This is a genomic window from Klebsiella sp. CN_Kp075, from assembly GCF_040065055.2.
GTDB classification, from domain to species: Bacteria; Pseudomonadota; Gammaproteobacteria; order Enterobacterales; family Enterobacteriaceae; genus Klebsiella; species Klebsiella aerogenes.
This window is the reverse complement of the sequence record NZ_CM198050.1, coordinates 382,113-393,324: the sequence shown is the minus strand read 5'-3', so window position 1 is coordinate 393,324 and position 11,212 is coordinate 382,113. Positions and strand designations below refer to the sequence as shown.

General features: G+C 54.3%; 9 protein-coding genes and 1 pseudogene. 7 read left to right on the top strand and 3 right to left on the bottom strand.

Features of this window, described 5'->3' with window-relative positions:
- The first annotated feature begins 111 nt into the window (after positions 1-111).
- Both ABLV78_RS01800 and ABLV78_RS01795 read left to right on the top strand, forming a co-directional pair.
- Positions 112-1,117, top strand: a pseudogene (locus ABLV78_RS01800) (hypothetical protein).
- A 4-nt stretch (positions 1,118-1,121) separates the two neighbouring features.
- Complete coding sequence (locus ABLV78_RS01795; protein ID WP_015703661.1) at positions 1,122-1,520, top strand: hypothetical protein; 399 nt, start codon at positions 1,122-1,124, stop codon at positions 1,518-1,520.
- A 111-nt stretch (positions 1,521-1,631) separates the two neighbouring features.
- On the opposite strand, the gene nudE is transcribed toward ABLV78_RS01795, so the two are convergent.
- Positions 1,632-2,192 carry an ADP compounds hydrolase NudE gene (gene nudE / locus ABLV78_RS01790; protein ID WP_015703662.1) on the bottom strand — a complete coding sequence of 187 codons (561 nt, stop codon included), beginning with the start codon at positions 2,190-2,192 and terminating at the stop codon, positions 1,632-1,634.
- 285 nt (positions 2,193-2,477) lie between these two features.
- Here nudE and ABLV78_RS01785 point away from each other — a divergent pair, with 285 nt between their 5' ends.
- The 5 genes from ABLV78_RS01785 to pckA all read left to right on the top strand — a co-directional run bounded on the left by ABLV78_RS01785 (position 2,478) and on the right by pckA (position 8,629).
- Positions 2,478-4,607: an intracellular growth attenuator family protein gene (locus ABLV78_RS01785; RefSeq protein WP_047047987.1), complete on the top strand. Its 2,130-nt coding sequence runs from the start codon at positions 2,478-2,480 to the stop codon at positions 4,605-4,607.
- A 59-nt stretch (positions 4,608-4,666) separates the two neighbouring features.
- Entirely contained in the window at positions 4,667-5,350 is a 684-nt protein-coding gene (gene yrfG, locus ABLV78_RS01780) for a GMP/IMP nucleotidase (RefSeq protein ID WP_047047984.1), read from the top strand.
- Positions 5,347-5,748: a ribosome-associated heat shock protein Hsp15 gene (gene hslR / locus ABLV78_RS01775; RefSeq protein WP_015369376.1), complete on the top strand. Its 402-nt coding sequence runs from the start codon at positions 5,347-5,349 to the stop codon at positions 5,746-5,748. Before yrfG ends, hslR begins: the two co-directional genes overlap by 4 nt.
- Before the next feature lie 26 nt (positions 5,749-5,774).
- Positions 5,775-6,653 (top strand): Hsp33 family molecular chaperone HslO, encoded by an 879-nt coding sequence (hslO, locus tag ABLV78_RS01770; RefSeq protein ID WP_047048061.1) that lies wholly within the window; start codon positions 5,775-5,777, stop codon positions 6,651-6,653.
- Positions 6,654-7,009: 356 nt separating this feature from the next.
- Positions 7,010-8,629 carry a phosphoenolpyruvate carboxykinase (ATP) gene (gene pckA / locus ABLV78_RS01765; protein WP_045375850.1) on the top strand — a complete coding sequence of 540 codons (1,620 nt, stop codon included), beginning with the start codon at positions 7,010-7,012 and terminating at the stop codon, positions 8,627-8,629.
- Between the two features lie 221 nt (positions 8,630-8,850).
- Here the strand turns inward: pckA and envZ are convergent, their stop codons facing one another.
- Entirely contained in the window at positions 8,851-10,212 is a 1,362-nt protein-coding gene (gene envZ / locus ABLV78_RS01760; RefSeq protein WP_015369373.1) for a two-component system sensor histidine kinase EnvZ, read from the bottom strand.
- A complete protein-coding gene (gene ompR / locus ABLV78_RS01755) occupies positions 10,209-10,928 on the bottom strand; it encodes an osmolarity response regulator transcription factor OmpR (RefSeq protein ID WP_001157751.1) in 720 nt (239 codons plus the stop codon). Before ompR ends, envZ begins: the two co-directional genes overlap by 4 nt.
- Positions 10,929-11,212 lie beyond the last annotated feature (284 nt).

Genomic DNA, 11,212 nt, shown 5'->3' with positions numbered 1-11,212 from the left:
TCAGGTTGCTGATGGCCTTCTATCATTGCTATCTCAGACAAAAAAAGGCTTACTGTTCTAAAAAACTTCCGATGTCCCTTTCCATGGAAACAACTAAGACAAGGATTTTTTATGTCAAGAAAACTAGCTCCTGGTTACTGTATAGTCGAACAGCCGGGCTCTATATCTCTTCAAGCTGGGTTGTTATTCCGAAACCGCAATAGCAGTGCCGCGCGTTACTTTGAACAGCTAAATGCAGGTACGCCCTGGGTCAAACCCGGGCAAATACTCATTGTCGCCGACCCAAATAGCACGATGACAGAACAGACACTCCGTTTGCTCCATCAGGCAAAACAACAGGTAAATAACAATCTGGTAGGAGTCAGTACCGATGAGGCCAGTTTTCTTCAAAGAAACTATGGAATGATTGCCGGAATAACGACTGCAGGAGATAAAATTTTTGGCGCTATCGGGGATGCTGGAGAAAAATACTTCAAAGCTATAGAAACCACGCTAAAAAAAATAGAGGCCAGCTATCAAAATCAGTTTCGGACGCAAGGTACGCTTATAGGACAACAGTTTTTTGTTGAGAGAAATCAACTACTGGCTGAACTTAAAATATTAGTTAATAAACCTATTATTAAATATTTAGCAAAACACTCAATCAAATTCCGGCCATATGAGGATATGCGAAGAGCATTAAACCTATCCAGTCGTTCAATTGTCCATGAATGGTCAACGGTTGGAGTAGGTGCTATCCCTGGATATTCCACCTATACCGGTAATGCTGCCAGAGCGGCCCGCTTTTTAAAGTATGGCGGATATATTGGCATTGCATTTTCGTTTGCTGGGGCAACAAATAACATTATAAAATCTTTGTACTACTGGAAGAGAAAGTGAATGTGGTAATACAGCATTTAAAGAATATTTTAAATTTGGTGCAAGCACGACGTTAGGTTTAGCCGGAGGTGCTTATGGCTCCACCGGCGCAGTAGCCCTTTGCGTGGGCGTAGGGCTAGCAACAGCTGGAACGGGGGCATTGCCATGCGCGATTATCGGGGGTCTTGCCGGAGGATATATAGGTGGTAAATTCGGCGAGTACTCGTCAAAAAAAATATTGGAATTAACAGGATACTAGTAATATGCAATACCTGAGCTATGCGTTATTGATTTGTTGTGTGATAGGCATCCTGTTAATGATCGTCTCGTATTTCATATTCATTTCTCACAGAAAAGAATATAGTGCCATCTTAGAAAGTTATTTAGCAAGCAAGCTTGAATTCCCAATGCTATACAACATCCAATCGATGACTGGTTTTTTTGGAGCTTATCCTGTATCACGTTTCTTTCTGGGATTAAAAGAAAATAAAAAAATCCTTTTCATCACAAAAGAAAGCAACGCATATTCATTCTTCTTACAAAAACCAACATTATCAATAGAATGGATGAAGAAATTCTGTTTTTTCTGGAAGACATCTGTAATGTTAGTTCTTATTCCTTGTATTACCGCTTCAATTATTCACGTACTAAGTTTGGCATAACTTTCGTTTTCTTCACCATCAGTAAAGCGCCAGCAATGTTTCCAGCAGGTTTAAGTCAAAGCCACTTTCAGCGAAAATGGCTTTGACGATGGCGACAACAATGTTAGCCGCTTACAAACGCCCCTGCGCCTGTAGCCATTCACGCACCAGAAACAGCGCGCTGACGTTACGCGCTTCATTGAAGTCTTCTTCTTCCAGTAGCGACATCAGCTGCGACAGCGGCCAGCGCACCTGCGGTAGCGGTTCCGGCTCATCGCCCGGCAGCGATTCCGGATAGAGATCTTCCGCCACCATGATGTTCATTTTGCTGGAGAAATAAGATGGCGCCATGCTGAGCTTCTTCAGGAAGGTCAATTGACGGGCGCCGAAACCCACCTCTTCTTTCAGCTCGCGGTTGGCGGCTTCCATGGCGGTTTCGCCAGGGTCGATAAGCCCTTTGGAGAAACCCAGCTCGTAGGATTCGGTGCCGACCGCATATTCGCGGATTAAAATAATGTGGTCGTCAACAATCGGCACAATCATTACGGCTTCACGCGCGGTGGGCCGCATGCGTTCATAAACGCGACGCACGCCGTTGCTGAACTCCAGGTCCACGCTTTCAACATTAAAAAGACGCGAACGCGCTACCGTTTCAACGTTGAGAATGGTGGGTTTTTGTAATGATTTGCTCATTGTCATCGGTCTATGCTGTGATTACAGAAGTCATTGTGCGATACGCAGCACGGTTTCGGCAATCCAAATTGCCACTAATTTACATAGTTGCAACGTTTTGCTTGCAATGCAAAGATTCATAAAGATAAAAAAGTCAATAGGTTGAATTTGTTTTGAGAATTTACCGATTCCTGAGTTTTCCCGTTTTTGATAAGCTTACATGCTGCTGCATTGCACAATAAAATTTCCTGCATTAGACAACATGTGCCGATAAACAATTAAAATTACTATGACGATGGGATGGGCATGGGCACCTTTCTGACCTTTTTCACAGCTCTGCTACTCTGTGTCTTGCTTATCGGGTGGTGGTATCGATCTCATGCCAGACGTCGTCGCCTCCCCTTACTGCAAGCCTTTAGCGACGCGACGACCCGCAAGCTTTCTGATGATGAACGCCAGGCGGTCGAAAAGTATCTCAATGGCCTCAGCCAGTCGCAACAGGTACCGGCGACAGGCGCCAGCGTCGCGCCTGTCGCCCTGAAACTGAATGAGCAGAGCGACACCGTTTATACCGTCACCCGCGCCGTCACCCGCTATGGCATTTCGTCTGATGAGCCCAACAAATGGCGATACTTCCTCGACTCGGTGGAGGTTCACCTGCCGCCGTTCTGGGAACAGCATATCAACGACGAGAACAGCGTCTCGCTGATCCCAACCGACAGCCTGCCGCTGGTGATTGTTCTCAATGACCACACCTTGCGCGACTATCCGCAGGAAGCCCGCAGCTACGCGCTTGAACGCGCATCGGCTACCCAGGCGTCGATTCGCGGTGAGGAGAGCGAGCAGGTCGAGCTGCTGAACATCCGCCAGGAAACTCAGGAAGAGCATGCTCTCAGCCGTCCTGACAGCCTGCGCGAAGGGATCATGATCGTCGCAGCCTTCCTGCTGTTCTATTGCTGCCTGATCTCCCCTGACGTCTTTGCGCCGTGGCTGCTCGGCGGCGGCGTACTGTTGTTGGCAGCGGGCTTATGGGGCATCTATGCGCCGCCGCTGGCCGGTTCGCTACGCGAGATCCACTGCCTGCGCGGAATGCCGAAACGCTGGGGACTGTTTGGCGAGAACGATCAGGAACACGTCAATAATATTTCGCTGGGGATTATCGACCTTATCTATCCGCGCCACTGGCAACCGTGGATCGCCCAGGACCTGGGGCAGCAAACCGATATTGATATTTATCTTAACCGCCATGTGGTTCGCCAGGGGCGCTTCCTGTCGCTGCACGATGAAGTGAAAAACTTCCCGCTGCAGTACTGGCTACGCAGCGCGATTATCGCCGCCGGCGCGCTGCTGGTCGTTATCATGCTGTGGATTAGCGTCCCGCTGAATATGCCCTTTAAATTCACGCTCTCCTGGCTTAAGGGGGCGCAGACCATCGAAGCCACCACCGTCGGCCAGCTTGAGAAGGCGAAAGTCCGCATCGGCGACACGCTGCAATTAAAAGGTACCGGGATGTGCAACATCCGTACGCCGGGCGCCTGGAGCGCGAAAGACGCGTCACCGTTTACGCCGTTCGACTGTTCGCAGATCATCTGGAACGACGCGCCTCCCCTGCCGCTGCCGGAGTCCGATATCGTCGGGAAGGCCACGGCGCTGGTCCAGGCGGTACAGCGCCAGTTGCATCCTGACCCGGACGACGATTCGCACGTTAGCCCGGCATTACGTTCGGCAATTCAGAAATCAGGAATGGTGCTGCTGGATGACTTCGGCGATATCGTGCTGAAAACCAACGATCTCTGCTCGGCGAAAGATGACTGCGTGCGTCTGAAGAACGCGCTGGTCAACCTTGGCAATACCCGCAACTGGGAAGCGCTAACCAAACGCGCCACCGCCGGTAAGCTCGATGGGGTGAACGTGTTGCTGCGCCCGGTAAGCGCCGAATCGCTGGAGAATCTGGTGACCACCTCCACCGCGCCGTTTGTGATGCGTGAAACCTCGCGCGCGGCGCAGGCGCTAAATAGCCCGGCCCCTGGCGGATTCCTGATCGCCAGCGATGAAGGCAGCGAACTGGTCAATCAGCCGTGGCCGGCTATCAGCCTGTACGATTATCCCGCCCACGAGCAGTGGGGCGAGCTGCAGCGCCTGGCGGGCATGTTGATGCACACGCCATTCCATGCGGAGGGAATTGTCACTAATCTTTATACCGACGCCAATGGCACCCAGCATATCAACCTGCACCGCATTCCCGATCGCAGCGGGCTGTGGCGCTATCTTGGCACCACTCTGCTGCTGCTGGCGATGCTTGGTTGTATGTCGTGGCACGGCGTGCAGGCGATCCGCCGCTATCAGCGCCAGCGCCTGCGCATGGAAGAAATTCAAAAATATTATGAAAGCTGCCTGAATCCGGTTCTTATCCCTTCCCCGGATCATCAAGATTAATTCCTGCGCGACAGGGTGTGATACCCTGTCGCGCATTTCCCCCTCGCTGGAGACTCACCATGCAAATCAATATCGCGTGGCAGGAGGTTGATACCGTTCTGCTGGATATGGATGGTACGCTGCTCGACCTCGCCTTCGACAACTACTTCTGGCAAAAATTGGTCCCGGAAACCTGGGGCGCCGCGCGCGGACTCAACCTGCAGGAAGCCAAAGCGGCAATGCACCAGGAGTATCACGCCGTGCAGCATACGCTAAACTGGTACTGTCTTGATTACTGGAGCGAGCGACTGGGTTTGGATATTTGTGCGATGACCAGCGAGCAGGGACCGCGGGCAAAACTGCGGGAAGATACCGTGCCATTCCTTGATGCGCTGCGGGCCAGCGGCAAGCGCCGCATCCTGCTGACCAACGCGCACCCGCATAATCTGGCGGTGAAGCTTAAGCACACCGGTCTGGACGCGCACCTTGATTTATTACTTTCCACCCACACATTTGGTTATCCGAAAGAGGATCAGCGCCTGTGGCGCGCGGTGGCGGAAGAAACCGGCCTTGATGCGCGCAAAACGCTGTTTGTCGATGACAGCGAGGCTATCCTGGACGCGGCGGCGCAGTTCGGCATTCGTTATTGCCTGGGCGTCACCAATCCGGATTCCGGCCTGGCGGAAAAACAGTATGCCCGCCATCCTGGCGTGAACGATTACCGGCGGCTGATCCCTTCCCTGACTCCGGAGGAGAGGCCATGAAAGATAAGCCCGCTGAAAGCGTCAGGCTGGACAAATGGCTTTGGGCAGCCCGCTTTTATAAAACTCGCGCCATTGCGCGCGAAATGGTTGAAGGCGGCAAGGTGCACTACAACGGACAACGTAGTAAGCCGAGCAAAATCGTCGAGCTGAATGCCACCCTGACCCTGCGCCAGGGCAACGACGAGCGCACCGTTATCGTCAAAAGCGTTACCGAACAGCGCAGGCCAGCCAGCGAAGCCGTCATGCTGTACGAAGAGACGGCGGAGAGTATCGAGAAGCGCGAAAAAGTGGCGCTGGCGCGTAAGCTGAATGCGCTCACGATGCCGCACCCAGACAGACGTCCGGACAAAAAAGAGCGCCGCGACCTGATGAGATTTAAACACGGCGACAGCGAATAGCGCTGCCGCCAGCAAGAGAGATGATTATGACTCAACACGATCAATTACATCGTTATCTGTTTGAAAACTATGCCGTGCGCGGTGAACTGGTCACCGTATCGGACACGTTGGAACAGATCCTGGCCAACCATAGCTACCCGCAGCCGGTGAAAACCGTGCTGTCGGAGCTGCTGGTCGCCACCAGCCTGCTGACCGCCACGCTGAAGTTCGCCGGCGATATTACCGTTCAGCTGCAGGGCGACGGCCCGCTCTCGCTGGCGGTGATCAACGGCAATAACCAGCAGCAGCTGCGCGGCGTCGCTCGCGTTCAGGGTGAAATCCCGGAAGGCGCAGACCTGAAAACGCTGGTCGGCAGCGGCTATCTGGTCATTACCATCTCTCCACAGGAAGGCGAGCGCTATCAGGGCGTTGTTGGCCTGGAAGGCGATACCCTGGCGGCATGCCTGGAAGATTACTTCCAGCGTTCCGAACAGCTGCCGACCCGTCTGTTTATTCGTACCGGCGAGCACGACGGTAAAGCGGTGGCCGGCGGCATGCTGCTGCAGGTGATGCCGGCTCAGGACGCGCAGCTTAACGACTTCGAGCATCTGGCGACCCTGACCGAGACCATCAAGGCGGAAGAGCTGTTCACCCTGCCAGCGACCGATGTATTATGGCGCCTGTACCATGAGGAAGAGGTGACGGTATACGACCCGCAAGACGTCGAGTTCAAATGCACCTGTTCTCGCCAGCGCTGCGCCGATGCGCTGAAGACGCTGCCGGATGAAGAAGTCGACAGCATCCTCGCCGACGAAGGCGAAATTGATATGCATTGCGACTACTGCGGTAATCATTATCTGTTCAACGCGATGGACATCGCCGAGATCCGCAATAACGCCTCGCCGGCGGATCCGCAGGTACACTAATCGCCCCTCTCGCCGGGCGTGCCGGTTTTTTCTAACCCGCCGCGCCTGGCGTCAACTATTTCGACCGCGTGTTGAATCGATTTTCACTGAAAGAGTTACGTAACTTTCTTTCAAGAAAGCGATTACATTCACATTTCAGCAGTTTTTTTAATTACTTTTTAACCATTCGGAAACATCTATCGCCACCTGCGGCCGTTTTCCTGAGATAATCACGCGCACTTCGTGACAGGAGTCACTGTGTTTTTCGTAAGAAAGGCGTTTGTCGAGATACGTAAATCTATGAGCCTGGTCGCGGTCTATTCCCTGAAAGAAACCCTACAATTTAAAGCAGTACATATTGGCTAAGGAGCAGTGACATGCGCGTTAATAGTTTAACCCCGCAGGATCTCAAGGCTTACGGTATCAATGACGTCCAGGAAATTGTCCACAACCCGAGCTTCGATACGCTGTATCAGGAAGAGCTCGACCCGAAACTGGAAGGTTATGAGCGTGGCGTATTAACCAATCTTGGCGCCATCGCCGTCGATACCGGCATTTTCACCGGCCGTTCGCCGAAAGATAAATATATCGTCCGTGACGATACCACTCGCGATACCGTGTGGTGGTCTGATAAAGGCAATGGCAAGAACGACAACAAGCCGCTCTCCCAGGAAACCTGGCAGCACCTGAAAGGCCTGGTGACTCACCAGCTGTCGGGCAAACGCCTGTTTATCGTCGACGCCTTCTGCGGCGCCAACGCCGACACCCGCCTCAGCGTGCGCTTTATTACTGAAGTCGCCTGGCAGGCACACTTTGTTAAGAACATGTTCATTCGCCCGAGCGAAGAAGAGCTGGCAGCCTTCGAGCCGGACTTTATCGTCATGAACGGCGCGAAGTGCACCAACCCGCAGTGGAAAGAGCAGGGTCTGAACTCCGAAAACTTCGTGGCTTTCAACCTGACCGAGCGCATCCAGCTTATCGGCGGCACCTGGTACGGCGGCGAAATGAAGAAAGGGATGTTCTCGATCATGAACTACCTGCTGCCGCTGCAGGGCATCGCTTCGATGCACTGCTCCGCTAACGTCGGAGAAAAAGGCGATGTCGCCGTGTTCTTCGGCCTGTCCGGCACCGGTAAAACCACCCTCTCCACCGACCCGAAACGCCGCCTGATTGGCGATGACGAGCACGGTTGGGATGATGACGGCGTGTTTAACTTCGAAGGCGGCTGCTACGCGAAGACCATTAAGCTGTCGGAAGCCAACGAGCCGGATATCTATCACGCGATCCGCCGCGATGCGCTGCTGGAAAACGTCGTGGTACTGGCTGACGGCACCATCGATTTTGATGACGGTTCGAAGACCGAGAACACCCGCGTCTCCTACCCGATCGACCATATCGAAAATATCGTTAAGCCGGTGTCGAAAGCCGGTCACGCTACCAAGGTCATCTTCCTGACCGCCGACGCCTTTGGCGTATTGCCGCCGGTTTCACGTCTGACCGCTGACCAGACTCAGTACCACTTCCTGTCTGGCTTTACCGCCAAGCTGGCCGGTACCGAGCGCGGCGTCACCGAGCCGACCCCAACCTTCTCCGCCTGCTTCGGCGCCGCGTTCCTGTCGCTGCACCCGACGCAGTACGCTGAAGTGCTGGTAAAACGCATGCAGGCTTCCGGCGCCCAGGCCTACCTGGTCAACACCGGTTGGAACGGTACCGGCAAACGTATCTCAATTAAAGATACCCGCGCGATTATCGACGCCATCCTCGACGGTTCGCTGGATAACGCCGAAACCTTCACTCTGCCGATGTTCAACCTGCAGATCCCAACCGAGCTGCCGGGCGTCGATACCCATATCCTCGACCCGCGTAATACCTACGGTTCTCCGGAGCAGTGGCAGGAGAAAGCCGATCAGCTGGCGAAACTGTTTATTGAGAACTTCGAGAAGTATACCGATACCCCGGCCGGCGCTGCGCTGGTTGCGGCTGGTCCGAAGCGTTAATCAGGTCGCAGAGACAACAAAGCCGGGCGATGCCCGGCTTGAGATTGATGACAAACCTCATGCAACCATTGAACTTACAGATTGCAAGAGACAAATAACAAGGAAAATCAATTTATTGATTTTCGGCTGATAACCACAAAGAAGGAAAAACCACGCTTTTTCCTTCTTTGTCAGCAGTCTGAAGCCGGGCGATGCCCGGCTTTTTTATATTTATACGCTAATCAACTCTCTTTCGCGGGCTTCGCCGGCGACAACGCGCGATGCACCGGAATCGGTAGCCAGGCGCGGATCAGCAGGCCGCCGCGTTCGCTGGTGCCAATCTCCAGGCGACCGTTATGATTGTCGATAATACGCTGCACTATCGCCAGCCCCAGCCCGGTGCCGCTGGTGCTACGGGCGCTATCACCGCGCACAAACGGCTGGAACAGATGTTCGCGCTGTTCCGGTTTAATCCCCGGGCCGTCATCTTCCACCTGGAACCAGGCGCGGCTGGCTTCGCTGCCGCTGCTGACTTTAATCCAGCCCTTACCGTAACGAGCGGCGTTCACCACCATATTGGCTAACGCGCGTTTGATCGACAGCGGATGCAGGCGCAGCGGAATTTCTCCGGCCTGCAGATCGGTGGCGATTTCCCGCTCGTAGCCGCTTTCGGCGGCGATCACTTCGCCTAACACGGCGTTGAGATCCGCAAGCTCCATCGGCATCTCCTGGCCGGTGCGCAGGTAATCAATAAACTGCTCGATGATGGCGTTGCACTCTTCGATATCTTTATTGATCGACTCGGCGAGATAGCCGTCCTGCTCGCCCATCATCTCCGTCGCCAGCCGGATCCGCGTCAGCGGCGTGCGCAAATCGTGACTGACCCCGGCCATCAGCAGCGTACGGTCATCCGCCAGCTGTTTGACCCCGGCGGCCATATGGTTGAAGGCGCGGGTCACCGAACGCACTTCCGACGCGCCGTATTCGCGCAGCGGCGGCGGAATAATCCCGCGCCCGACCTGCAGCGCGGCATGTTCAAGGTCGACCAGCGGCCGGTTCTGGATACGGATAAATAGCCACGCGCCGCCAATGGCCAGCAGCATTATCGCCAGCGTATAGCGGAACAGCGGCGAGAAATCGCCCTGATGGATTTCAGTCAGCGGTACCCGCACCCAGATATTCGGCGACAGCCAGGTCTTCAGCCACACCACCGGCGAGCTTTTGTTGACCTCAACCCGCACTTCGGTCGGCCCGCCAAGCTGGTGCGCCATCTGCTGGCTTAAGAATTCATAATGCTGCGCCCAGCGCAGGCCTGCGTCTTCCGCCGCCTCATTGGAATAGAGCGAAATCCCCAGCTCGCGGTAAATTTCGCGGCGAAACGCCGGCGGTACCACCAGTTGAGTGCCGTCTTCCAGCTGCAGTTTATCGGTCATCAGCATACGGACTTCGTATGCCAACACCTTGTTAAACTGCTGCAGGCTCGGCAGGATCGCGAAATTCAGCACCACCAGATAGGTCGTCACCAGGCTGACGAACAGCAGGGTGACGATCAGTAACAGGGTGCGGGCAAATGAGCTTCGCGGCGAAAAACGCACGCGCTTCATGCCTTAGAACCGTCCGGTACGAAGACGTAGCCCAGTCCCCAAACGGTCTGGATGTAGCGCGGGTGCGCCGGATCTTCTTCCACCATGCGGCGCAGGCGGGAGATTTGTACGTCGATGGAGCGCTCCATCGCCGAGTATTCGCGGCCGCGAGCAAGGTTCATCAGCTTATCGCGGGACAGCGGCTCGCGCGGATGGCTAACCAGCGCTTTTAATACCGCGAACTCACCGCTGGTGAGCGGCATCGGCTCATCTTCACGGAACATCTCGCGGGTGCCGAGGTTCAGTTTGAACTTGCCAAAAGCAATCACCGCTTCTTCTTGCGATGGCGCGCCCGGCAGCTCGTTCGCCTGGCGGCGCAGCACGGCGCGGATACGGGCCAGCAGTTCGCGCGGGTTAAACGGTTTAGGAATGTAATCATCGGCGCCGATTTCCAGGCCCACGATACGGTCCACTTCTTCCCCTTTCGCCGTCACCATAATGATCGGCATCGGGTTGCTCTGGCTACGCAGACGGCGGCAGATAGATAAACCATCTTCGCCCGGCAGCATCAGATCCAGCACCATCAGGTGGAAGGATTCACGGGTCAGCAGGCGATCCATCTGTTCGGCGTTCGCCACGCTACGAACCTGGAAGCCCTGCTCGGTCAGATAACGTTCCAGCAGCGCGCGCAGGCGCATGTCGTCATCCACAACCAGAATCTTATAATTCTCTTGCATTGTTTGTACTCCCAAAGGTTCACTGCAATCGTTAGTGCGTATTCTTAAAAACCCACGCTAATACGACCAGCCAAATCTGGTATATATTCTAGTCGAAATTGTTACAAAGCATATTAAACAGCAGTTTATACCCGTCATTCTTCAAGTTGCACGTGCGTTGGCTGCGTGCGCTCACCCCAGTCACATAGTTATCTATGCTCCTGGGGATTCACACACTTGCCGCCTTCCTGCAACTCGAATTATTTAGGGTAAACCCGTCATTCTGAGCAAAATTTACCACCGGC

Coding starts and splice junctions, on each gene's coding strand:
- ABLV78_RS01795 (WP_015703661.1), top strand. CDS start 1,122: ATGCAATACCTGAGCTATGCGTTATTGATTTGTTGTGTGATAGGCATC.
- nudE (WP_015703662.1), bottom strand. CDS start 2,192: ATGAGCAAATCATTACAAAAACCCACCATTCTCAACGTTGAAACGGTA.
- ABLV78_RS01785 (WP_047047987.1), top strand. CDS start 2,478: ATGGGCACCTTTCTGACCTTTTTCACAGCTCTGCTACTCTGTGTCTTG.
- yrfG (WP_047047984.1), top strand. CDS start 4,667: ATGCAAATCAATATCGCGTGGCAGGAGGTTGATACCGTTCTGCTGGAT.
- hslR (WP_015369376.1), top strand. CDS start 5,347: ATGAAAGATAAGCCCGCTGAAAGCGTCAGGCTGGACAAATGGCTTTGG.
- hslO (WP_047048061.1), top strand. CDS start 5,775: ATGACTCAACACGATCAATTACATCGTTATCTGTTTGAAAACTATGCC.
- pckA (WP_045375850.1), top strand. CDS start 7,010: ATGCGCGTTAATAGTTTAACCCCGCAGGATCTCAAGGCTTACGGTATC.
- envZ (WP_015369373.1), bottom strand. CDS start 10,212: ATGAAGCGCGTGCGTTTTTCGCCGCGAAGCTCATTTGCCCGCACCCTG.
- ompR (WP_001157751.1), bottom strand. CDS start 10,928: ATGCAAGAGAATTATAAGATTCTGGTTGTGGATGACGACATGCGCCTG.